The organism is Vibrio maritimus, from assembly GCF_021441885.1.
GTDB classification, from domain to species: Bacteria; Pseudomonadota; Gammaproteobacteria; order Enterobacterales; family Vibrionaceae; genus Vibrio; species Vibrio maritimus_B.
The window spans coordinates 259,308-283,355 of sequence record NZ_CP090438.1 but is presented as its reverse complement, the minus strand read 5'-3'; the positions used below and the strand labels follow the sequence as shown (position 1 = coordinate 283,355).

Sequence of the window (24,048 nt, the reverse complement as noted above, 5' to 3'; positions counted from 1 at the left end):
AACGAGGAGTTATTGATCTCGCGGCTCAAATAACGCCAATAATTCATCGACTTTATTGCGCCCTGCACCATTACGACTAATGGTACGTTTCACTTTGACCACATTGAGTTGAGCACCATGATACAAGCGACGCGTTAATGTCGTGTCGTGATTGGAAATAAGCACTGGAATGCCACGGTCAAATGCCGCGTGCTCCGCCACATCTGCCAGCGCAGCTTGGTCATCTAAGGTAAAACCATTGCCTGCGTAAGAGGTAAAATTGGCCGTATTAGAGAGCGGTGCGTACGGTGGATCGCAGTAAATCACGCTGCCTTTACGAGCGCGTTTAAAGGTCTCATGGTAACCCTCGCACACAAAGGTCGCTTTCTTCGCTTTCTCCGCAAAAAACTCCATCTCATTTTCTGGGAAATATGGCTTTTTGTAAGAACCAAACGGTACGTTAAAGCCACCCTTTTTGTTGTAACGGCACAAGCCGTTAAACCCAAAGCGATTCATGTACAGGAATGCCACCGAGCGAAACATAACATCGTCGGTTTGATTGAACTGAGCGCGAATATCGAGATAGACTTCTTTACGATTATGCTCTGGAGTGAACAGACGTTTTGCCTCGGCAATGTATTGCTCTGGCTGCGTCTTGAGCAGGTTGTAAAGATTGATAAGATCGGGGTTAATATCGGCGAGCAGGTATTGCTCATAATCCGTATTCAGAAAAACAGAGCCTGCACCAACGAAGGGTTCTACCAACTTTCTAGCGTCTGGCAGATGCTTTTCAATGTCTTCAACCAAGCCATATTTTCCACCAGCCCACTTAAGAAAGGCACGTTGCTTCTTCATTACTTGCTCTATTTACTGCCACCCCAAAAATTAAGGCTGGGGAATATATCATAATTCAAATTGTTATGTTGACCTTTCTGGTAGAAAGGTCAACAGCGCTTGGTGTAAATGTTGACTGAGTCGCCGTTAACTCGCTCACAGGCGACCAGGTCGAAAGCTTATTCAGCCCAGCGTTCGATTTCTCGTTTCACTTGGCTCATCGCTTTTGGCCAAGGACCCAGCGACTTAATCTCGCTAGGGAGGTTATCTGCCGCATCTCGAGCCGATTGAATGCTTGGGAAGTTATCATAGGTAACGATATACCACTTTTCCTCACCGCGCAGCGTCGGGTAGACACGAATTGGTTTATCGAAGGTGTGCTGGTTTAGGAACAGCTGCACGTCTTCCATCTCGGTCATTGCCGCAATTTGCAGCGTGTAACTATTCGATGGCAGTGCATTGAGCTGGTCTCTCGCAAAAGAGAAAGTAATTGGCGTTTGCAGCGCTTCGGTCTCTTCTATCTCGACCACAGTCTCTTCTGGTGGCGTTTGTGGTGAGCGAGTCGCTTGCTGAGCGCTAGAGCTGGCACTATCCACCGCTTGCTGTATTTCCGTGGCTTTCTCGGCAGCAATATCCGTTTTATCCTCAAGCAGAGCATCTACGACATCGGAGGTAATGACAACACGCTCACCCGATTCCGCTTCGCCCACACTCGCGGTTTCTGACGTTACTGTCGGAGGCAGTGCCAATGAGTCATCCGTTGCTGTTAGATCATCAGGCATCTCTCGATTGGCCTTTTCTGCTTGCTCGAGCGTCGCCGCATCTTGTGGCTGATCTAAGGTCGGAATGACCGTTTGTTCGCTCGATGCTGACTCTAGCGGCTCAACACTTGGTTTTGGTGACTGCAGGAGCCAACGGTAGCCCAAAAACAGCAGTAAGAGAATCACTGCAATTGTGGCTGCAATCTTAGCCGGCGAACCGACTAAAGAACGAATAATCACTTTCTTTTCCACCTTGTGCTCTCCTAGCGCCAAAATCTCTCCGGGAAGTGGTCTGGTATTAGTAAACGCGCTTTTGGTTCTTTTTTCAACGCTTTCATCAAGATAGCGAAGCACTAAACTGTCAAAAAACTGCTCTGCTTCCGCGTCCGACAGCTCATCCACATCCAGCTCAACGGGCTTCGCTTCCATACCATGGCTTAGCCGGGAAAGCTTGCTCGACACGGAGTCACTAGCGGTAAACAGTACAATACTAATATTTTGCTTCGGGGTGTGCTGGGCCGCGGTGAACAACAACCACAGTTCAGCTAGCAGTGCTTGCGAGGCGTGATGGGCATTGTCTACCACAATCACGATGTTACAGGACTCGCCCTCTAAAATACGCTCGACACTGTCGTTGAGAGAATCTGTTGTGCTGTACATCGATTGAGGAAACAACTGCCTTAAGATGTTGCCGCGATTCACCTCGTCTTCTTGATTCGCAAGACAGGTGACCAGCGATTGGTTTTTGTCGTGCGACCACGCTTCTAAAAAGCGATGTGCCAACCACGTTTTACCGGCTCCGGCTTCTCCTTTGACGACAACAAAGTTCGATGCAAACTGAGTTAACAGCTGCATTCGCTCAAGTAATTGTGTCTGCGAGTCGAGTTCAAGCACTCGCAATTCGTAGGACAAACTCATTCGTTTCCTATTTACACCATCCAAACTAAAAAAGGCTCCACAATGGAGCCTCTTCTCATATAAGCGTCATCAGCCTAACTAAGGCTTAATGAGACGACATTACTGTCGACACAAATCGATTGCTTGCTTGATCAAGTCACTTGGTACGTCAGAGACGACCTGAGCGGTACCGATAGACGTTGGCAACACCAAACGAAGCTTGCCCGAAAGCACCTTCTTATCGCGCATCATGTGCTTCATAAAATCATCGAAGCTCATTGATTCTGGTGTGTGCACCGGCAACTTAGCACGCTCAAGCAGACTAATGATACGCGTCACCTGCTCTGGTGTAATGTCACCAAGCAGTTGTGCAGTATGCGCCGCCATTGCCGTACCTGAAGAGACCGCTTCTCCATGTAACCATTTACCATACCCTAGTTCTGCTTCAATCGCATGACCAAATGTATGACCTAGATTCAATAACGCACGAATACCCGACTCTTTCTCGTCTTGCGCGACCACCTCAGCTTTGATCTGACAGCAACGTGCAATCGCGTAGGTCAGTGCTTGCTGATCGAGTTCATACAGCTTGTCGAGATTCTCTTCAAGCCACTCAAAGAAAGACGGATCGTAGATGATGCCGTACTTGATAACCTCTGCAATGCCAGCAGCGAACTCTCGCTCTGGAAGGGTTTTCAAACACTCGATATCGATAATGACAGATTGAGGCTGATAGAAGGCGCCAATCATGTTCTTGCCCAGCTCATGGTTAACTGCAGTCTTGCCGCCAACAGACGAGTCGACTTGAGACAACAGAGTCGTTGGGATCTGAACAAAATCAACACCGCGCTGATAACAAGCGGCAGAGAAGCCGACTAGGTCACCAATCACGCCGCCACCAAGAGCAACGACCACCACGTCACGACCATAGTTGCCGGAAAGCAAATGGGTCATCACGGTATTGAAAGTGTCTAACGATTTGTATTGCTCACCATCCGGCAATTCTAGCAGTGAGGTCTTACACCCTTTGCTATCAAGCTGTTCAAGAATGGTTTGAGCATATAGAGGGGAAACTGTGGTGTTGGTAATCACCACCACCGATTTTCCGTCTGGAATTTGGGCAAATTGAGCCGAGTCTTTGAATAACCCGGCACCAATTGAAATTGGGTAGCTGCGCTCACCAAGATCGACCGTAATCCGTTCCATGGTTTGCTCTCCTAATAAAAAAGGTTTGATTAACCTTCTTCTAGCATTTTTACGATTTGGTTGGCTACCACTTTTGCACTTTGATCGTCAGTACGAACAACATAGTCCGCCACTTCTTTGTATAGATCATTGCGCTCGTCCGCTAGGTTCTCTAGTACTTCGCGTGGGTTATCCGTTTGAAGTAATGGACGTTTTTTGTCGCGGTTTGTGCGAGCTAGTTGTTTTTCGATAGTAGTCTCTAGATAAACAACGATACCGCGAGCAGACAGACGGTTACGGTTGTCTTTGCTCTTTACAGAACCACCACCAGTAGCAAGTACAATACCTTGCTGCTCGGTTAGATCATTAATAACGGTTTCTTCGCGCTTACGGAAACCTTCCTCGCCTTCAACGTCAAACACCCATGCGATGTCTGCGCCTGTGCGCTCTTCAATTACGGTATCAGAATCAACAAACTCCATATGAAGTTGTTGAGCTAGGTGTCTACCGATTGTACTTTTGCCGGCACCCATAGGGCCAACAAGAAAAATATTACGTTTCTCAGCCATGTTCAGCATTAATTTACAACGTTAATTCAATGACATCGCCACAAGAAAAGACCGATAAGGAGCCTCGGAAAAAAGGGCTTGTGGCACCGATTCCTCACAGATAAGTCGTGATAAGACCCGAAATTATCAAGGTAAGGTGACTTGAATGCAACTTTATTTTTAGTCATTTTCAATTACTGGCTAAATTACAATGAGTTACCAAGCTCAGCCACGAAGGGTGTAGGGGTAATGATCTGTGGCGTGACAAAGATTAATAACTCATTCTTGCCGATATTTTCGTAGGTTCGTCTAAATAATGCACCTAAACCCGGAATATCACCGAGAAGCGGCACTTTATCTATCTTATTTGAAAAGGAATGTTGATAAATTCCTCCCAAAACCACCGTTTCGCCATTGTTGACTAATACTTGGGTGCCAATCCGTTGAGTATCGATTGCGACCGTTTCTCCTTCGAGGGTTTTCAGCACTTCACCAACACGGTCTTGGGTAACGTCCAAATCTAAAATGAGTCGATTGTCCGGCGTAATTTGTGGGGTGACGGTAAGCGAGAGCACCGCCTTTTTAAACTCTACCGCAGTTGCGCCACTTGAAGTGGATTTGAGGTATGGGATCTCAGTCCCTTGCTCAATGTAGGCGGATTTCTTATTGGTGGTGATAAGCCTCGGACTGGAAATGATCTCTGCTTTTGACTCGTTTTGCAGTGCCGAGAGTTCTAAGTCTAACAAGGTGTTTGAACCCAAACTCGCCACTTGAAAGGCGATACTCGATGCATTGTCGGAAATGGCTGGCAGGTTTACGTTCAGAATATCATCGATTTCAAGACTCCCGTCACCAATACCCGCAGCGGCCAGGTTACTCTCAATAGAGCCACCAATTGTCGTATTGCCATTGGTCGAACTGACACCCCAACGAATACCAAGCTCTTCAACATTACCTTCTTTGATCGTCACAACACGCGCTTCAATCTGTACCTGCTTAACCGGTACATCGAGCTCTGCAATGATCGATTTAATCACGCTAATGTTGCTCGGTAACTCACGTAACAGCAGGGAGTTGGTCCGTTCATCAATCGCGACAGAGCCTCTTTCAGAGAGCATACTCACCGCCCCTTCGCCACCGATCATGGCAGCGACATCCGACGCATTAGCATAGTGAATCTTGACGATCTGCGACTCGAGCTGCCCTATTTGCTCGGTCAGTCGATTCTTTTCAAGCGCTTGCTTCTCCTGCCTGTCTAACTCAGCCTTGGGAGCGACTAGCACTACGTCCCCTTTCACTCGCTTATCAAGCCCCTTCACTCGTAAGATAATGTCCAGAACGTCTGTCCACGGCACGCTATCTAATCGCAATGTAAGATTGCCTTGCACCGTATCGGATACGACTAGATTGAAATCGTTGTAATCGGCAAGAAGCTGAAGCACGTTGCGCACAGGCATATCTTGAAAGTTAATCGAGGTTAGTTGCCCTTTGTTGATGGTTCCGAGCGCTTTCTCATCGGCTTTTTCTTGAGTGAGTGGAATAACGGTCACTCGAAGTTGATTCCCTCTTACCATCGTTTGATAGTCGACAGCTTGGGTTGAGGAAACTTGAAGGCGAGCGTGTGGCGCTTCATCGAATACCTCTATCGTGTTCACCAATGTGGCAAAATCGGTTACATCATAGATCGATAGCTGCTCAGCGCCCACCGAGGTTTGTTGGAGCATGATATCGAGACCATACTCAGCCCCAGCGACATCCACCGCAATAGCGTTATCAGATAACTCAATAACAATGACGCCCTGACGCTTGTCATCCACCTCAAAGGATACACGCTCTAGATTGTTGGCATTTACCATACTGGAGACCAAGCCAAACAAAACTAACGCCAGAGCAATGACTAGATATCGAGCCCCAAAATTAACGTGATACTGCACTGCCTTCTCCACTACTTCATCGCCAACTTAATCTGACGCTGATACCAACAACCTAACCCATCGGATAAGGTTTCGCCGATGATCAGCCCGCTATCGGTGATCTTTGCAATCTTGCCGTTGTTCTCGCCTAGATACTGCCCGACCTCAACTTGAACCACTCGACGATTAGGCAACATCACCAGACCACTCATCTTTCCACCTTTGCTCATCACACCTTTTACTTGCAATTCATCGAGTCGAAACCGCTCCAAACCTTGCTTAGTTCTTGATCTAGGTTGCCAGCAACTTTTATTTCGGTCTGGCGTTTGAACAAGCGCCGTTTTGGGTAAATCAAATGGCGAGCGAGAGTGAAAACTCTTGAATTCAACGAGTTCAGCGGGTTTTAGTAAGCGCTCTGAGACGTGCTGTTGCTCGGTTTTCGCTTCCGTTATGACAATAAAACTCTCCAATGAGTCTTGATGGGCATTGCAACCACCGAGTAGCGTCGTGATAAACCATAATGTCCACCTAGGGTTTCTCATTCCAAGCGCTCCTGAACGTATTGATAAGTCGACGCATTCACACGAAAGTGCAAAGTACTGCTCTCAAGGCTCACTCGCTGCCACTCGGCGTTCTCAATCAATACTATTCTTGGAAGCTCGGCAATGGCTTGTGTGTATCGACCGATATCGTCATAACTCCCAGTCAGTTCGATATCGATAGGTAACTTGAGTAAAAATTGCTGAGGTTTTCGCTTACCCCAGTTGATGCGTGTGAAGGTCAAATGGTTATTCAAGCCTTGCTCATTCATCGCAGCTAGCACGCTTGCCAGCTCTTGCTGAGCAGGTAGCTGCTTCATTAATCGCTCGTAGTGAATGGTTAAATCCTCAATCTGCTTAGCTGCAATCGGTAACATTGCCGCTCTGCGTGCGACCACCTCTAGTTCTTGCTTTAGCTGGCTCTCTTGTTGCTTGTAATAATTCAAATCTTCATAGCTAGGCTTGACCAAAAACCACGTACTCAACATTGTGGATACCAGCAAGATGAACGCGGCCAAGAGTAGCTGCGGACCTAATGACCAATCGATAATGTCGTCTAAATCGAAATCCAATGACATTAATGCTCACCATCTAGCCGTTGTTGCTCTTTCGATACCCGCTCTTTCGAAACCGATAGCAAAAGTGCCTCACTATCAAGGTGAAAAGAGAGCTGAAAGGATTGGAACTTGTTTCCAAATCGTTCGCGGTTGTGAACAATAGAGTGCATCTCAACACTATTGATCACCTTCGATTGCTCAAACCGGTCAAGCATTTGCGCGAGTACAGCCGTACTCTCACCGATCCCGCTGAGCTTAAAACTCACCCCTTCCATGCGAACCTTATCGACATAAACTTGCTCAGGAATCAAGGTGGGGAGCAGGTTCATGACGGCAATGGTTTGATGCCGCTGACGTTGAAGCTTCTCTACATAATCCAGTCTTGCTTCCAGTGTCTCGAGCTCCTTGGTAGCAGTCGAGAGCGCTTTGATCTCATCTCGATAGCCTTGGATTGCCGTTTGCAGATAATCGACTCGATCTCGCTGAGCGCTCACCTCTCCTTCCGTCTTAACCATGGCGAAGTAAGCACTAACATAGCCAACGAATGTTGCTGTGATGAGCATCAGCATGAGTCCCTGGCGACGTTGGTTGCGCTGCTCTTCTCGCCACGGCAGTAGGTTGATCAGCGCCATGTTAATGACTCGCTAACCAGTCAAGGCCGTTAATCGCAACGCCAAATGCTGCCGAAAAACTCGCAGGCAACCGCTCACTGCGCTTACTCTTGTGGCAACTCAAGGTCGAATAATCAGCAACCTTTACCTCGCACGATAAGTGTTTAGCGACAACACTAGCTAACCCCTCTTCCATCGCATGCCCACCCATGAGCAGAACGCCTGATATCGAGTCTATGCCTGCAACAGACCGATAAAGCTGAAGCTGAGAGACGACTCGGCTTGCTACTGATTCAAACATCACTTCAGAATTGGATTTAAAACGCGCGGATGGGTTAGATAGCAAGGTATCTTGTGTATCTATCGACCAAGACTTAGCAAGGTCAGGCGATACGCCTGTGGGAGGAAGCAAAGTAACATGCTGATGACCAAGCTCTAAGACGGCAAAATTCGATAGGGATGACGCTTGAGCGACCAGCCAACTCTGAGCACCACGTATGGCGCCATTAGTGGTATCCATCAGCTTGGGTTTAAACCCCAGCTTAGCGATGGTTTGACTCCAATTGGATACCATTGATTGCTTAGTCACATGAACTCGATAGGCTTCGCTGCTCGCACCTTGCTCTGGTGCTTGTTGGACAAAATCCAGAGCGATATCATCAGCAGGAAACGGCGTTTGATGATTCATCGCCTGTTCGATAGCAAAAACCTGCTCTTGCCCCTCAAGCCTTGCCTCTATGCTCACCACCTTACTGATCACGGCACTTTCAGGCACAACTATCGCGGCGTTACTGCGCATTAACGGGGCAATCTTTCGGAGAATTTTAAGTTTCTTAACACTATCCTGATGTTTAAGGGTGTGAGGATCGGAGAAAATAGCACCACATCCGTTGAGCTCCAGATGGTTTACTAGGGTGAGGCTCACCCCATCGCGAACCAAGACAACAGCCTTGGCGCTGTGGTGACCTATATCAATCCCCGTAATCCATTTTCTTGCCATGAAAAATAACCTCAACAAATACATAAACAACGCGAAAAGGTTGAGATTGACGCTCAAATAAGCGTTAATTAACCCTATAGGTATATTTTTGTCCTAGCCTACAAGTAATTACCTACTCGTAACCTTAATTAATCAGGGAAATCTCGGTGAAGTTCATAAAGAGACTGTTGGTTTTTGCATTGATTTGCATACTCTTTGGAGTCGGAACAATTTTTGGGTTTTACTACTACGTAAAACCAGAATTGCCTGACGTCGCGACCTTAAAAGATGTCCAACTCCAGACACCAATGCAGGTGTTTAGCCAAGATGGGAAGCTGATCGCACAATTTGGCGAAAAGCGCAGAATCCCAATATCTTACGACGAGATCCCACAAGATCTAATCGACGCCCTCATTGCGACGGAAGACAGCCGCTACTACGACCACTTTGGTTTCGACCCTATCGGTATTACCCGTGCTGCGGTCGCCGTTATCGCGTCAGGTAGTGCCTCACAGGGTGCGAGTACCATCACGCAGCAGCTAGCTCGTAACTTCTTCTTATCTAATGAGAAGAAGATCATGCGTAAAGTGAAAGAGATCTTCATCGCCGTTCACATTGAGCAGTTGCTAACAAAGCAAGAGATCATGGAGCTGTACGTTAACAAGATCTTCTTGGGCTACCGCTCATACGGTTTTGGCGCAGCAGCACAGGCTTACTTCGGTCGCAACCTTGATCAGCTCACACTCAGTGAGATTGCGGTACTTGCCGGTCTTCCTAAAGCACCATCAACGATGAACCCTATCTACTCTATTGAGCGTGCTACTCAGCGCCGTAACGTGGTGCTATCACGTATGCTGTCTGAAAAATACATCACGCAGGCTGAGTTTGATGAGGCGCGTGCTGAGCCAATTATTTCTCAATACCATGGCGCAGAGATTGAACTTAGTGCTCCTTATGTCGCAGAGATTGCGCGCGCTTGGATGGTGAGTCGCTATGGTGAAGAAGCTTACGAATCTGGCATGCGTATCACCACCACCATTGACTCTAAGCTGCAAAAAGCGGGTCATGTCGCTGCGATTAAAAACCTTCTAGACTACGACGAGCGACACGGTTACCGCGGCGCTGAAAAAGTACTGTGGAAGGCTGGTCAAACAGCCATGACCAACGAAGAGATTGCTAAGCACCTGAGACGTGAGCCTACCTATGGCGAGCTTCGCCCAGCGGTTGTGACTGGCGTTGCAGACCAATCCGCGACGGTTTATGTGAAAAGCTATGGTGAGCAGACCATCAGCTGGGAGAACATGAACTGGGCGCGTAAGTTCCGAACCGATGATCGCCAAGGTGCAGCACCGAAAGCACCGAGCGACGTGGTTGCGGTTGGTGAACAGGTTTGGGTGCGTGCCGCTGATCTTGATATCACGCCAGATGTGTCTCCAGAAGAAAAAGAGGCGCAGACTGAAGACGATCAAGTTGCTGAGCCGATCGCCATCACGTGGCGTTTAAGCCAGGTACCAAATGCAAACACGGCCTTCGTTGCCATTAATCCCGAGAATGGTGCGGTGCTATCGCTCGTGGGCGGTTTTAACTTCGTACACAGTAAGTTTAACCGTGCAACGCAATCTGTTAGACAGGTCGGTTCTAGTATCAAGCCGTTTATCTATGCAGCTGCACTAGATAAAGGCATGACGCTGGCGAGCCTAGTTAACGATGCACCAATCAACAAGTGGGATAAGAGTGCTGGCACTGCTTGGCGCCCGAAAAACTCGCCACCGACGTACACAGGCCCAACGCGTCTTCGTATCGGTCTAGCACAGTCTAAGAACGTCATGGCGGTTCGTGTACTGCGTGAAGTCGGCCTTGATGAGACTCGTGATTATCTGACTCGATTCGGTTTCGATAAATCTAAGCTTCCTCGCTCTGAGACCATTGCACTGGGTGCTGGTAGCTTGACACCGGTTCAAATGGCACAGGGTTTCTCTGTGTTTGCTAACGGTGGCTACTACGTAGAGCCATTCTACATCAGCAAAGTAGAAGACCCATTTGGTAAGGTTGAATTTGAAGCCAATCCAAAAGTCGTTTGTCATCAAAACTGTCCAGATATGCAAGCTCCTGAGTTCGCTAAGGCGGCTACCGATGAGGCAGCACCAAGCATTGAAGAAGCCACTAATGCGTCTGAAATCGAACCACTGGATATCGCTCAGTTTAACGAAGAAGACCTGACTGAAACCAACGAACCGCGCTATGCGCCGAAGGTTATCTCAGAGCAAACGGCGTTCCTGACGCGTGAAATGCTCTATAGCAACGTTTGGGGCGGCGGTAACTGGCGTGAAGGCACGGGTTGGAATGGTACTGGCTGGCGTGCTCAAAAACTTAAGCGTCGTGATGTGGGCGGTAAAACGGGTACCACAAACGATTCTAAAGATGCGTGGTACAACGGCTATGGTCCGGGTATTGTAGCGACGGCTTGGGTTGGTTTTGATGACCACCAGAGAAAGCTTGGACGTACAACTGCGAATCCTAACTTAGGTAAAGATCAGATCACTGGTGCCGAAGCTGGGGCGAAGACCGCTCAGCCTGCATGGGTGGACTTTATGGGTATGGCGCTCGAGGGTCATGAAGTGGTCGCAAGACAAGTGCCGAATGACATCACTCGCGTGCGTATCGACCGTGATTCTGGCCTTCTCACTAACAAGACCGATGGTTCGACCATGTTTGAATACTTCAAGATTGGCACCGAGCCAAAAGAGTACGTGCAGGAGAGTCTCACGGATACCTTGTACTCGAATGATGAGTCTGGTGGTGAGAGTCTGTTCTAGATTGGACTTAACAAGTAAAAAGGGGCGCTAAGCCCCTTTTTTAATATCTAAATTTCAGCGCTACTCGCCAAGATAACTACTAATCGACTCTGCTAACTTCTCAAAACGCGCACGAAGCGGTGAACCAGGTCGGTACGCCAGCACAATACTGCGAGACGGCGTAGGATTGACGGCAGTCACATAGCACACACCATCTTTTTCTTTCTCTTTCGGAAGAGATAGCTCAGGCAGTAAGGTAATCCCCGCCCCTGCAGCAACCATATTACGCAACGTCTCTAAGCTGGTTGCCTTAAATCGCTCGTCATCTCTCGCACCTGCCGCAAAACAAAAACCTAGCGCTTGGTCTCGCAAGCAATGTCCATCACCCAGTGATAGCACGGTTTGCCCTTTTAGCTCATCCATCTCTATCTCATCGCGTTTTGCCCAAGCATGGTCGCATGGCACCGCAATGCTCATCGGCTCATTAAAGACTTCAATCTCTTTGAATGGTGCAGTTTCTGGAACTGACGCCAGCACTAAACAATCGAGTTTTCCTTCTTCCAACTGTCTAACCAATTGATGCGTTTGAGCCTCATGCAGGAACAGCTCAAGATCAGGAAACGACTCTTTCAGCTGAGGCACGATACGCGGCAAAAGGTAAGGTCCTACCGTCGGAATAAACCCGATATGCATAGGGCCCATCATCTCGCCACTTTGACCTGCTGCCATCTCGCGAAACGTTTTGACTTCTTTAAGCACACGCTTTGCTTGCTCAACCAATTGCAAGCCTGCATCGGTAAACAACACGCGACGACTGCTACGCTCCAACAAAGAGGTACCTATCTCATCTTCCAGTTTACGGATCTGACCACTCAGTGTTGGCTGACTCACAAAGCATGCCTCTGCGGCTTTACGAAAGTGCTTGTGCTCAGCCAGTGCCACTAGGTATTCAAAATCACGAATGTTCATCGCTTACTCCGATAGAAATTGACTATCGATACCATAACAATAAACGATTAGAACTATCAAACCATTTTTTTGATAATGGTCCCAACGAAACAAAGCGATAGACGCTACTCTCTGTTAGCAACGCTAGACTCACAAGAATTTAATTATCCAGAAGGACATAAGTATGTTTGCATCTAAAGAAGGCCAAGCAGTACCTCAAGTGACATTCCCAACTCGTCAGGGTGATGCGTGGGTCAACGTAACAACAGATGAGCTGTTCAAAGACAAGACCGTAATTGTGTTCAGCTTACCAGGTGCTTTCACGCCGACATGTTCATCAAGCCACTTGCCGCGCTACAACGAGCTATTTCCTGTGTTCAAAGATCACGGCGTGGATGAAATCCTATGTGTATCAGTAAACGACACCTTCGTTATGAATGCGTGGAAATCAGATCAAGAAGCAGAAAACATCACCTTCATTCCTGATGGTAACGGAGACTTCACCGATGGCATGGGTATGCTGGTTGAGAAAAACGACCTTGGCTTTGGCAAACGCTCATGGCGCTACAGCATGCTGGTGAAAAACGGCGTGGTAGAGAAGATGTTCATCGAGCCAAACGAGCCAGGCGACCCGTTCAAGGTATCAGATGCAGATACGATGCTGAACTACATCGCGCCAAGCTATAAGACTCAAGAATCCATCACGGTATTCTCTAAGCCAGGTTGCCCATTCTGCATGAAAGCGAAGCAAAACCTGATTGACCACAACCTTCAGTATGAAGAAATCGTACTGGGTAAAGACGCGACTACTGTGACTCTACGAGCAGTAAGCGGCCGTACGACCGTGCCTCAGGTATTTATCGGTGGTAAGCACATTGGTGGCAGCGAAGAGCTAGAAGCTTACCTAGGTTAATCTTCCTACCCATAAAAAAATGCGAGCCAAATGGGCTCGCATTTTTTGTTTTTCTGAAAGCTAATGGCTAGCTAGCAATCTCAGCAGCAATCACAGAGATCTCCACCAGCAAGGCTTCACGAGCCATATCTCCAGTCACACAAGCACGTGCTGGCGCATGGCCTGCGGGTACCCATGCGTCCCATACCGCGTTCATTGCTTGGAAATCTTGCATGTCTTTAAGGTAGATGGTCGCAGACAGCATGTGCTCTTTGTCGCTGCCCGCTTCAAGTAGCAGAGCCTCGACCTTATCGAGCATGGTTTGCGTCTGTTCAGTAATGTCTTTAGTGGCATCTGCACACACCTGACCACAAAGGTAGATAGTGCCATTGTGCTTAACGATGCGGCTCATGCGCTCTTTAGTATGAAGGCGTTCAATCATAATGTTATTGCTCTTTTTTAGGCTATCCGAACGATAGGGCTGAAACAGGAAGGCCTATTCTATCGGATACCAAGCGCAAGCAACACGCGAACATTGTGACATGCTTGGCGAACCGCAGTTTTTCTCCGCTACTGGTAAAAGCAAATGTTTAGATTCATCGACAGTGAGAAGTTTAGATTGAAAGGGGAAGAGATTTGAAAAGCACTAAAAAGAAAAAAGCCCCGTAGTCAACCTTGACTCGGGGCCTTCTTAGATTCTTCTAAGAAAAAGCAGTGGTACTTTAATAGACCGTGCCTTTTCTTGTTTGTTCCCAGAAAAATGATCTTTTTTTAAAATTTTTCCGATCTTTTCGTTACTCGCCTATTTTTCAACAGGTTACGCAACGTTCATCTTGGCAATAATTTGCTCTACCAAGTTCACTTCCAACGCTACCTCGTCACAAGCATGCTGTCGTGGACATTGGTCACAGTCTTTCAGAACTTTCTCTGGCAGCAGCGTCTTCGATGTTGGGATGAAGTCGTGCTTCATAAAGAACTCTGGCGTACGGGTCAGAACGAACACTTTCTTAATCGCCATCTTACGTGCTTTCTCTACCAAGTGCTGAACAATCGCTGTGCCCTGCCCTTGACCTTGCCAGCCCGCTTCAACACCTAAAGAGCGGATCTCTGCAAGCCCTGAGTCATACACGTAGAGCGACGCACAACCGGTAACCTCACCATGATGCTCTGCGACGGCGAACGAGCCAATGTCACGCACCAGTTCGTTGCGGCTACGAGGTAGGTTTTCACCCAGGTTCGCCCAGTAAGCCACCATGCTCTCTAGCGCATCAATGTCCGTCAGGCGAGCAGAGCGAACTTTCACCGCTGAGTTATCACGCGCTGTGAGACGTTTCTCTGCTTGGTCTACCGCGTAAGCAACTTGCTGCGGCGCTACACCACCAAGGGCATTACGTTTCTCTAGGCAGCTTTCAATGGTCAGGATGTCGTAAACATCGTTCTCAATCACTGGTGAGAACTCTTTCAGTTCTTCAATAGAGAGCTCTTCGAGTGCACAGCCTTTAGCAATCGCACTGACTACTGCAACACCTACGATATGGTGCGCTTCACGGAATGGAATACCTTTAGCAACTAGGTAATCCGCAAGCTCGGTAGAGTTTGCATAACCTTGCTTCGCCGCTTCGAGCGTACGCTCACCGTTTACCTTGATACCATCGAAACACAGTGCGGCCATTTCCATGCAGTCACTCCAAGTGTCGAGTGCATCAAATAGCCCTTCTTTGTCTTCTTGCATATCTTTGTTGTAGGCAAGAGGCAGTGCTTTCACTGTCATCATCATGCCAGCTAGCGAGCCGTAGACACGACCGGTTTTACCACGGATAAGCTCTAGGGCATCTGGGTTCTTTTTCTGAGGCATCAGAGAAGAGCCAGACGTCACAGTATCCGCAAGCTCAATAAAGTTCGACTCACCTGAGTTGTAGAAGATCATATCTTCAGCCAGACGCGATAGGTGCAGCATAGATATAGAGGCGATAGACATCAGCTCCATCACATGGTCACGGTCAGATACCGAGTCCAAGCTGTTGCGAGTCGCTCTTCTGAAGCCTAGGTTATGAGCAAGCTGCTCACGATCCATTGGGTAAGCCGTACCCGCTAGCGCACCTGAACCCAGTGGGCAGGTATCTAAACGCTTAATGGCATCATCCAAGCGCGAGTAATCACGCTCAAACATCTCAACGTACGCTAAGCACCAGTGAGCAAACGTCACAGGCTGAGCACGCTGAAGGTGGGTATAACCAGGAAGAACGGTATCTTGGTGTGCTCTTGCAACCTCAACCATCTGCGATTGCAGTCTGTCGAGACCAAGCAAAAGTTGCTGACCTTGCTGACGACACCAAAGTTTCAGGTCGGTCGCCACTTGGTCGTTACGAGAACGGCCGGTGTGCAGCTTCTTACCTAGGTCGCCCACTTTGCCAATCAGCTGTTGCTCAACCCAGCTATGGATATCTTCCGCATCCGATCTTAGGATCTGCTTTGGATTCTCCATCACTTCGAGTTTAAGCTCATTCAGTGCTAGCTCTAGCTTCTGCTGTTCATCTTCAGTAAGAACACCCACCGAAACCAACGCCTTTGACCAAGCAATTGAGCCAACAATGTCTTGCTCAGCAAGTCGGTAGTCAAAGCGCAATGAATCATTAAAGTCTTTGAATCTCGTATCTGCTGCTTGGGTAAATCTTCCGCCCCATAATGCCATCGTGTCTCTCCTAACTGCTCAGTCTGCGTCGCTGCTTCTGTGGTTACTTATTGTAAGAATAAACCGCTATTCTCGCTGAGTGAATTGAATGCAACTCAGTGTCTTTGTTGATAGGGTTCAAGGTACGACAAACCGAATTAAAAATAAAGTAAAAATTCATTTATTTCACATAAATATTCAAATTAATGCGATTTCAGGGTATTGTCGTCCATTTTTATCGTCCAGATAAAAAGAAACCCATTTGATATCAAATGGGTTTCTAGATTTCAATCAGTATAATGGAGCGAAATTATTTTTTCTTTGCTTCGTTTAATGCTCTGATACGGCTTGATAGCGAGTAAAGGCGGATGAAGCCTTCAGCGTGACTTTGGTCGTACACCTCATCTTCACCGAACGTTGCAAACTCTTCTGAATACAGGCTGTTGACGCTGCGTTTCTGAGTCACAATTGCCTGACCTTTGTATAGCTTAACCACAACTTCGCCGTTCACATCTTGTGCCAGCTCTTCCGACGCTGCCAAGATAGACTTACAAAGTGGTGTGAACCAACGACCGTCATAAACAAGATGCGATGCTTTCACGCCTAGCTCTTCACGGAACTCAAACGATGTCTTGTCCAGCACGAGCTGCTCAACCGCACGCAGTGCTTCCATCATGATCGTGCCCCCTGGAGTTTCGTAGCAGCCACGAGACTTCATACCAACAAGACGGTTTTCAACAATGTCGATACGACCAACGCCGTGCTTCACGCCTTTCTCGTTTAGGTAAACCAGAGCGTTGTATGGCGTCATTTTCTCACCGTCAACGGCAACTACTTCGCCTTTTGCTACTTCTAGCGTCACGTATTCTGCTTGATCTGGTGCTTGCTCAGGATCCACTGTCCATGCCCAGCAATCATCGTTTGGCGCATTCCATGTATCTTCCAGAACGCCACCTTCTGTTGAGATGTGCCACGCGTTTGCATCACGTGAATAGATCTTAGTGAGTGAAGCGGTACAAGGGATGTTGCGCTCAGCTAGGTAATCTAGACACTCTTCACGGCTCACTAGATCCCACTCACGCCATGGTGCAATTACTGTTAGGTCTGGGGCAAGAGCTGCAAATGCACCCTCAAAACGTACTTGGTCATTACCTTTACCTGTACAGCCGTGACACAGTGCATCAGCACCCACTTTACGCGCTACTTCTACTTGAGCCTTAGCAATAATCGGACGCGCCATTGATGTACCTAGAAGATATTTACCTTCGTAGTACGCGCCCGTTTTTAGCGTTGGGAAGATGTAGTCAGCGACCATTTCTTCTTTCAGGTCAGCGATGTAGCACTCAGAAGCGCCTGATGCCTTCGCTTTTTCTTCGATACCTACAAGCTCTTCTTCACCCTGGCCTACATCCGCAACGAATGCGACAACTTCACAGTCGTAGTTCTCTTTTAGCCATGGGATGATCACTGACGTATCTAGACCGCCAGAGTAGGCAACAACAACTTTTTTTACAGATGGTTTACTCATGTCTCTCTCCTTGTCCGAGCCTGATTTTGGCGGTCAGCTTCTCGGGGTTACTTCACTTTAAATTCGTTAATCGTAAATTTGGTTTACTTTCTGATAATTCAGTTTGGAACGAACTGTGTGCCGATACTCTTACCTGCAAACAATTCGACTAATTTTTCTGGGTATCGCCATGTCGCCACTTCAATTGGGCGACCTAGGTCATTGGCCGCTTCCAGTGCGGCTTGTACCTTAACAATCATGCCATCGGTAATCACTTTGCCTTCAATCAGCGCATCCGCTTCTTGCTTAGTCAGGCTTGGTAGCAGATGACCTTTGCCATCCAGCACGCCGCTCACATCAGATAGCAATACTAATTCGGCATCCAATGCACCAGCCACTGCTACGGCCGCTTGGTCGGCATTAACGTTCATCAGCTGACCTTGGCTATCAAGTCCGATTGAGCTAATGATTGGCAATGCACCTGCCGCTAAAATCGCTTGTAATACCGCTGGGCTGCCTGGCTTAGCATCGCCTACGGCGCCAAGTTCAGGGTCTAGCTCAGTCACTTCACAAAGACCACCGTCAGCAAGGCTCAAACCAACCGCATTCAGACCCGCTTTTATCGCATCGCCTTGTAGTAGTTTGTTTGCTGTGCCCGCTAGCGCGCCCGCAATCAAAGGGATTTGATCATAAGGTGTCACGCGCAAACCTTGCTTCTTAACAGTAGGAATATCGAGCTTCTTCATTAAGTCATCTACGAGGTAGCCGCCACCGTGAACAATCACGATGCTTCGCTGCGCTTGCTGGCTGTAATCAGAGATAGCCTTAAATAGTTGTCCAAGCGTATCTGAGCACGACAGTGCCGCGCCGCCTAACTTGATCACTAATGGTGTATTTTGCTGACTCATGCTGCTCTCCTCGACTAAACCAACGCGGTTAGCTGTGCAAACTGATTTTTGATGTTCAAACACTGCATCGCTTGACTCGATGCACCTTTTAGCAGGTTATCAATCGCCGACACCACGATGATGTGTTGGCCTTGAACCTTATAACCGATATCGCAGAACGGGGTGTTCTCAACATCTTGAATTCTTGGGATAGTTTCCCCTTTGACGCGTACGCCCGGTTTGCCTTCGTAGGCGGTCGCAAATGCTGATGCAACCTGCTCAGCAGTCACACCATCGTTAAGTTTCATGGTGATGGTCGCCAAGATACCGCGCTTAAAATTGCCTAGGTGCGGAGTAAAAATCACATCACAACCTAAATGCGTTGCAATCTCTGGTTGGTGTCTGTGATTAAAAATCCCATAAGGCTGAAGGCTGACCTCGCAAAAGCTGTTGGTCATCGACGCTTTACGTCCTGCGCCAGAGACACCACTGGTTGCGTTGATAACTGGCCACATAGTGCTATCAACAAGACCTGCTTCTAGCAGCGGTTTGATTGCCAACTGTGAAGCGGTTGGGTAACAACCTGGTACTGCCACGAGCTGCGCGCTTTCAATCTCTTTTGCGTTCCACTCGGCAAGACCATACACCGCCTTGTCCAACCAGTTTTCGTGCTGATGCTCAAAGCCGTAGAAGGTGGTATAAAAGTCATCGGCTTTCACGCGATAAGCGCCTGATAGGTCAAACACTTGGCAACCTTGTGCTAAAAACACCGGCGCCAAATCATGGCTCACCTCGTGGGCGGTTGCCAAAAATACAATGTCACACTCGCTTGCTGCTTTTTGCACATCGACCAGCGGCTGCACGGGCATTTCAACTAAGCCTGCCAACTTACCGTGCAACTGAGAAATCGGTTTGCCTGCATCGACACTATTGGCGGACACATACAAACCTGATAGCGTGAGCTCTGGGTGTTTGGTCACCATGAGAGCCAGTTCCGCTCCTGTGTATCCTGATGCGCCAATAATAGTGGTTTTTAGCATGACTCTGATTCCGTAAGTAAGTCGATTTAATGTTGTTAGTGAAACTTGCAATTAATGATTATAAATATAGAAAAAATGCCATTAATTGATTTTTTATTCATTAATAATGATTTAATATGTGTTTTACAGTCTTAAGATTAATCTGTCAACAGTAGAAGCGAAGATAATATGCAATTACCTAGTTTTTTAGAGGTCTACAAAGGCCTGATCAGCACACCTTCGATTAGCTCCACGGACCCAAGCTGGGATCATGGCAACGAGAAAGTGATCGAAAAGCTGGCGACATGGATGAAAGACCTAGGTTTTGAGGTTGAGGTTATCAAGGTTGAACCCAACAAATTCAACATGATTGCCAAGAAGGGACAAGGCGAAGGCGGTCTACTATTGGCAGGTCACAGTGATACCGTGCCCTTTGATGAAGGTCGCTGGAGTTTCAACCCGCATGATCTGACCGAAGCTAACAACCGCTTCTACGGCTTGGGCACTGCAGATATGAAAGGCTTCTTCGCGTTTATCTACGAAGCCGTTAAGAAAATCGACTGGAGCAAACAAACCAAACCACTTTATGTATTGGCAACCTGTGACGAAGAAACCACTATGCTGGGCGCAAGACACTTTACCGACAATGCGCCGTTCAAGCCGGATTACTGCATTATCGGCGAACCCACCAGCCTAGTGCCTATTCGTGGCCATAAAGGTCATGTGGCCAATGCGATACGAGTAACAGGTAAATCTGGTCACTCTTCAGACCCGGCATTGGGCGTTAACGCCATCGAAATCATGCATGAAGTGTTGTACGCAATGATGAAACTGCGCGACAAGCTTGTGAAAGAGTATCACCACCCTGGTTTCGCTATCCCTAGCCCTACCCTTAACCTTGGTCATATTCATGGCGGCGACAGTGCAAACCGTATTTGTGGCTGCTGTGAGCTGCATTACGATGTGAGACCGCTGCCGGGCATAAGCTTAGATGGTTTAGATAACCTACTGCGTGATGCACTCAAAGAAGTGGAAGCGAAATGGCCCGGGCGCTTAACCATTACCGCGCTTCACGAGCCAATTCCTGGCTATGAGTGCGATCATAAACACCCATTTGTTGGCGGAATGGAAACATTGTGTGAAACCCCATCAGAAACGGTTAACTATTGTACTGAAGCACCATTTTTGCAGCAGCTGTGCCCAACCTTGGTGCTCGGCCCTGGCTCAATAGACCAAGCTCACCAGCCAGATGAGTTCTTAAGCTTTGATTTTATTGACCCGACCATAGATATCTTAGCCAAGGCAATGCGCCAATATTGCTTCGAGTGATCGATATTCTGTAATAAATTTTCAACAATTCAACCTTTTAACTCGACCAAGTGTGCGTTTTTCGTGCCAGCACGATAAATGCAAACTTGGTTTACTTTATTTGACTCGCACTAACATTTTTCGCTAGATTGTGAGGCTGATAAGGAATAACGGATGTAGTTAAATTACAAGGCAGGACGACTATGAACGAAAAATATGCCCCATTGAAGAGCAATGTTAGGATGCTAGGGCACCTGTTGGGTAACACCATCAGGGAAGCGCATGGAGACGAGATCCTAGAGAAAGTGGAGAAGATCCGTAAACTTTCTAAATCCGTGGTTCGCGCAGGCAATGAAGCCGATCGTGACATTCTCATTGAAGAGATTAAAAACCTGCCAAATGAGCAACTGACCCCAGTCGCTCGTGCATTTAACCAGTTCCTAAACCTCACCAACATCGCCGATCAATACCATACGATCTCGCGCAGCTGCGAAGCCGATGTGTGTGAACCAGACCCAATCTACACCCTATTTTCTAAGCTTAGCCAGCAAGATGTGAGCAAGTTTGACACCGTTCAAGCCGTGCGCGACCTCAACATCGAGCTTGTACTGACCGCTCACCCAACAGAAATCACTCGCCGTACCATGATCAACAAGCTGGTCAAAATTAACGAGTGTCTTTCTAAGCTAGAGCTTAACGAGCTGTCTGATAAAGAACGCAAGAAAACCGAACGTCGTCTAGAGCAGCTGATCTCACAAAGCTGGCACTCAGATGTGATCCGTCAGCAGCGCCCAACGCCACTTGATGAAGCGAAATGGGGCTTTGCCGTGGTTGAGAACTCACTCTGGGATGCGGTTCCTGAGTTCTTGCGTGAGTTTGACGAGCGCCTAAAAGGCTACCTAGACGAAGGGCTGCCAATCGATGCGCGCCCAGTACACTTCTCATCTTGGATGGGTGGTGACCGCGACGGTAACCCGTTTGTGACGCATAAAATCACGCGTGAAGTGATGTTACTGTCACGTTGGAAAGCGGCTGAGCTTTATCTAAAAGATTTCCAAGAGCTTATCACTGAGCTTTCTATGGTTAAGTGTAACGATCAAGTTCGCGACCTTGCCGGTGACGAACACGAACCGTACCGCGCCATTTTGAAACCCGTTCGTAAGCTATTGATTGATACCTTGGAAGTGCTAGAAGCACAGATCAATCAACAAGATGTACCGAACAAGCCAATCCTTGAAGACATCTCCCAGCTTTGGGAGCCGCTCATGGCTTGCTACAAGTCACTTCGTGAAAGTGGTATGGCGATCATCGCCGACGGTTCACTACTTGACACTCTTCGCCGCGTGAAGGCGTTCGGTGTTCACCTAGTACGTCTCGATATCCGTCAAGAAAGCACCCGTCACTCAGATGTGATTTCTGAGCTAACGCGCCACCTTGGTCTGGGTGACTACGACCAGTGGAGCGAGCAAGACAAGGTTTCATTCCTAATCAATGAACTGAGCTCGAAGCGCCCACTGCTACCACGAGACTGGGAACCTTCAGAGCCAGTTCAAGAAGTTCTCGATACGTGCCGAGTGATTGCATCACAATCGCGTGAAGCGTTCGGTGCTTATGTTATCTCTATGGCACGCACGGCTTCTGACGTACTAGCCGTTCACCTTATTCTTCAAGAGTGTGGCTGTAAGTTCCGCATGGACGTTTGCCCACTGTTTGAAACTCTTGATGACCTGAACAACTCTGAAGCGGTCATGAAGCAGTTGTTCGATATCGACTGGTATCGTGGCTACATCCAAAACCATCAAATGGTCATGATCGGCTACTCTGACTCAGCAAAAGACGCCGGCGTAATGGCGGCAGGCTGGGCACAGTACAGCGCGATGGAAAAACTGGTTGAAGTTGGTGAAGAAGCGGGTATCGACATCACCCTATTCCACGGCCGTGGCGGTACGATTGGTCGTGGTGGTGCGCCAGCACACGCAGCCCTGCTCTCTCAGCCACCTAAGAGCCTAAAAGGCGGCCTACGTGTGACTGAGCAAGGCGAGATGATCCGCTTTAAACTGGGTCTACCTGAAATTGCGGTCAACAGCTTCAACCTATACGCAAGTGCAATTCTGGAGGCGAACCTAATGCCGCCACCAGAGCCGAAGCAAGACTGGCGCGACCTAATGGAAGTGCTTTCTGAAGTGTCTTGCGATGCGTATCGTAAAGTGGTTCGCGGCGAGCCGGACTTTGTTCCTTACTTCCGCCAAGCAACGCCTGAGTTGGAGCTGGGCAAACTGCCTCTTGGCTCTCGCCCTGCGAAACGTAACCCGAATGGCGGTGTAGAGAGTCTTCGTGCAATTCCTTGGATCTTCTCATGGAGCCAAAACCGCCTAGTACTGCCTGCATGGCTTGGTGCCGGTGAAGCGATTCAATACTCTATCGACAAGGGCCACCAAGCACTGCTTGAAGAGATGTGTCGCGAATGGCCGTTCTTCTCAACACGTCTAGGCATGCTAGAGATGGTTTACACCAAGTGTAATATGGAAATCTCTCGCTACTACGACAAGCGTCTGGCGGACCCAGAATTGTTGCCTCTTGGTGACAAGCTGCGTAGTCAATTGCAGAAAGACATCGTTGCGGTACTGAACGTAGAAAACCACAACCACCTGATGCAAAGCGACCCATGGGGCCAAGAGTCTATTCGCCTGCGTAACATCTATGTTGAGCCTCTCAACATGCTGCAAGCAGAGCTGCTATATCGTACTCGTCAAAGCGAAGAAACCGAATCAGAGCTAGAAGAAGCACTGATGGTGACCATCGCTGGCATCGCGGCTGGTATGCGAAATACTGGCTAAACGATATATTATTTTACAAAAGAGACAAAAGGTCGCACATTGCGGCCTTTTCTTTTTACTGGCATACTTACTGAGAGTTTTGTTAGTTTTTTGAAGTGGTATCGCATTCTATTCCACTTTTTGCTTATATAATTCAGATATAATTACATTCCGCTGTTCGATAAATAAAAAAACACGACGTCAGCAGCGCGGGTCACATGTTCATGTGGCTGTCTAGGTGACAAAGGCTTTAAACACGGTTATTAGTGCCCACATTTGTGCGGTGCGCTGTTCTTTTTATGCGAGACACATAGCTCTTTGCGAAGACAAATGCACTTCGCGCGAGTTTCCCGGAATCACGGCAGATTCCAGGGCGCTTGCTCGGTGCTCACACGTTTAACC

19 protein-coding genes are annotated in these 24,048 nt (G+C 48.1%); 4 read left to right on the top strand and 15 right to left on the bottom strand.

Annotation, left to right across the window (positions count from 1 at the left end):
• Nucleotides 1-9 precede the first annotated feature (9 nt).
• The 9 genes from LY387_RS01285 to pilM form a co-directional block, all read right to left on the bottom strand.
• Entirely contained in the window at nt 10-834 is an 825-nt protein-coding gene (locus LY387_RS01285) for a Dam family site-specific DNA-(adenine-N6)-methyltransferase (RefSeq protein ID WP_234495071.1), read from the bottom strand.
• 158 nt (nt 835-992) lie between these two features.
• Complete coding sequence (locus tag LY387_RS01280) at nt 993-2,492, bottom strand: SPOR domain-containing protein (protein ID WP_234495070.1); 1,500 nt, start codon at nt 2,490-2,492, stop codon at nt 993-995.
• Between the two features lie 99 nt (nt 2,493-2,591).
• The gene (aroB, locus tag LY387_RS01275) at nt 2,592-3,677 is read right to left on the bottom strand and encodes a 3-dehydroquinate synthase (RefSeq protein ID WP_234495069.1); all 1,086 of its coding nucleotides are present in this window, start codon (nt 3,675-3,677) and stop codon (nt 2,592-2,594) included.
• Nucleotides 3,678-3,706: 29 nt separating this feature from the next.
• A complete protein-coding gene (gene aroK, locus LY387_RS01270; protein ID WP_042477283.1) occupies nt 3,707-4,225 on the bottom strand; it encodes a shikimate kinase AroK in 519 nt (172 codons plus the stop codon).
• Nucleotides 4,226-4,410: 185 nt separating this feature from the next.
• Nucleotides 4,411-6,060, bottom strand: coding sequence for a type IV pilus secretin PilQ (locus tag LY387_RS01265; RefSeq protein ID WP_234496033.1), 1,650 nt, complete (start codon nt 6,058-6,060; stop codon nt 4,411-4,413).
• Between the two features lie 89 nt (nt 6,061-6,149).
• The gene (locus LY387_RS01260; RefSeq protein WP_234495068.1) at nt 6,150-6,659 is read right to left on the bottom strand and encodes a pilus assembly protein PilP; all 510 of its coding nucleotides are present in this window, start codon (nt 6,657-6,659) and stop codon (nt 6,150-6,152) included.
• Nucleotides 6,656-7,234: a type 4a pilus biogenesis protein PilO gene (locus LY387_RS01255; RefSeq protein ID WP_234495067.1), complete on the bottom strand. Its 579-nt coding sequence runs from the start codon at nt 7,232-7,234 to the stop codon at nt 6,656-6,658. Before LY387_RS01255 ends, LY387_RS01260 begins: the two co-directional genes overlap by 4 nt.
• Nucleotides 7,234-7,845: a PilN domain-containing protein gene (locus LY387_RS01250; protein WP_234495066.1), complete on the bottom strand. Its 612-nt coding sequence runs from the start codon at nt 7,843-7,845 to the stop codon at nt 7,234-7,236. Before LY387_RS01250 ends, LY387_RS01255 begins: the two co-directional genes overlap by 1 nt.
• A 1-nt stretch (nt 7,846) precedes the next feature.
• Nucleotides 7,847-8,824, bottom strand: coding sequence for a pilus assembly protein PilM (gene pilM / locus LY387_RS01245; RefSeq protein WP_234495065.1), 978 nt, complete (start codon nt 8,822-8,824; stop codon nt 7,847-7,849).
• Nucleotides 8,825-8,970: 146 nt separating this feature from the next.
• Here pilM and LY387_RS01240 point away from each other — a divergent pair, with 146 nt between their 5' ends.
• Nucleotides 8,971-11,619, top strand: coding sequence for a penicillin-binding protein 1A (locus tag LY387_RS01240; protein WP_234495064.1), 2,649 nt, complete (start codon nt 8,971-8,973; stop codon nt 11,617-11,619).
• Nucleotides 11,620-11,679: 60 nt separating this feature from the next.
• Here the strand turns inward: LY387_RS01240 and oxyR are convergent, their stop codons facing one another.
• Entirely contained in the window at nt 11,680-12,567 is an 888-nt protein-coding gene (gene oxyR, locus LY387_RS01235) for a DNA-binding transcriptional regulator OxyR (protein WP_234495063.1), read from the bottom strand.
• A 163-nt stretch (nt 12,568-12,730) separates the two neighbouring features.
• Here oxyR and LY387_RS01230 point away from each other — a divergent pair, with 163 nt between their 5' ends.
• On the top strand, nt 12,731-13,459 hold the full coding sequence (locus tag LY387_RS01230) for a redoxin family protein (protein WP_042477176.1): 729 nt from the start codon (nt 12,731-12,733) through the stop codon (nt 13,457-13,459).
• 67 nt (nt 13,460-13,526) lie between these two features.
• Here LY387_RS01230 and LY387_RS01225 read toward each other — a convergent pair whose 3' ends face one another.
• From LY387_RS01225 to argC, 5 genes are all read right to left on the bottom strand, one after another.
• Nucleotides 13,527-13,880 (bottom strand): RidA family protein, encoded by a 354-nt coding sequence (locus tag LY387_RS01225; RefSeq protein WP_042477174.1) that lies wholly within the window; start codon nt 13,878-13,880, stop codon nt 13,527-13,529.
• A 375-nt stretch (nt 13,881-14,255) separates the two neighbouring features.
• Nucleotides 14,256-16,130: an argininosuccinate lyase gene (gene argH, locus LY387_RS01220; RefSeq protein ID WP_042502697.1), complete on the bottom strand. Its 1,875-nt coding sequence runs from the start codon at nt 16,128-16,130 to the stop codon at nt 14,256-14,258.
• 289 nt (nt 16,131-16,419) lie between these two features.
• Complete coding sequence (locus LY387_RS01215) at nt 16,420-17,637, bottom strand: argininosuccinate synthase (RefSeq protein WP_042477170.1); 1,218 nt, start codon at nt 17,635-17,637, stop codon at nt 16,420-16,422.
• Between the two features lie 98 nt (nt 17,638-17,735).
• Complete coding sequence (gene argB, locus LY387_RS01210) at nt 17,736-18,524, bottom strand: acetylglutamate kinase (protein ID WP_234495062.1); 789 nt, start codon at nt 18,522-18,524, stop codon at nt 17,736-17,738.
• A 14-nt stretch (nt 18,525-18,538) separates the two neighbouring features.
• Complete coding sequence (argC, locus tag LY387_RS01205) at nt 18,539-19,543, bottom strand: N-acetyl-gamma-glutamyl-phosphate reductase (protein WP_042477161.1); 1,005 nt, start codon at nt 19,541-19,543, stop codon at nt 18,539-18,541.
• A 168-nt stretch (nt 19,544-19,711) separates the two neighbouring features.
• On the opposite strand from argC, the gene argE reads away from it, so the two are divergent.
• Nucleotides 19,712-20,851 carry an acetylornithine deacetylase gene (argE, locus tag LY387_RS01200; RefSeq protein WP_234495061.1) on the top strand — a complete coding sequence of 380 codons (1,140 nt, stop codon included), beginning with the start codon at nt 19,712-19,714 and terminating at the stop codon, nt 20,849-20,851.
• Between the two features lie 182 nt (nt 20,852-21,033).
• Complete coding sequence (ppc, locus tag LY387_RS01195; protein WP_234495060.1) at nt 21,034-23,667, top strand: phosphoenolpyruvate carboxylase; 2,634 nt, start codon at nt 21,034-21,036, stop codon at nt 23,665-23,667.
• Nucleotides 23,668-24,048 lie beyond the last annotated feature (381 nt).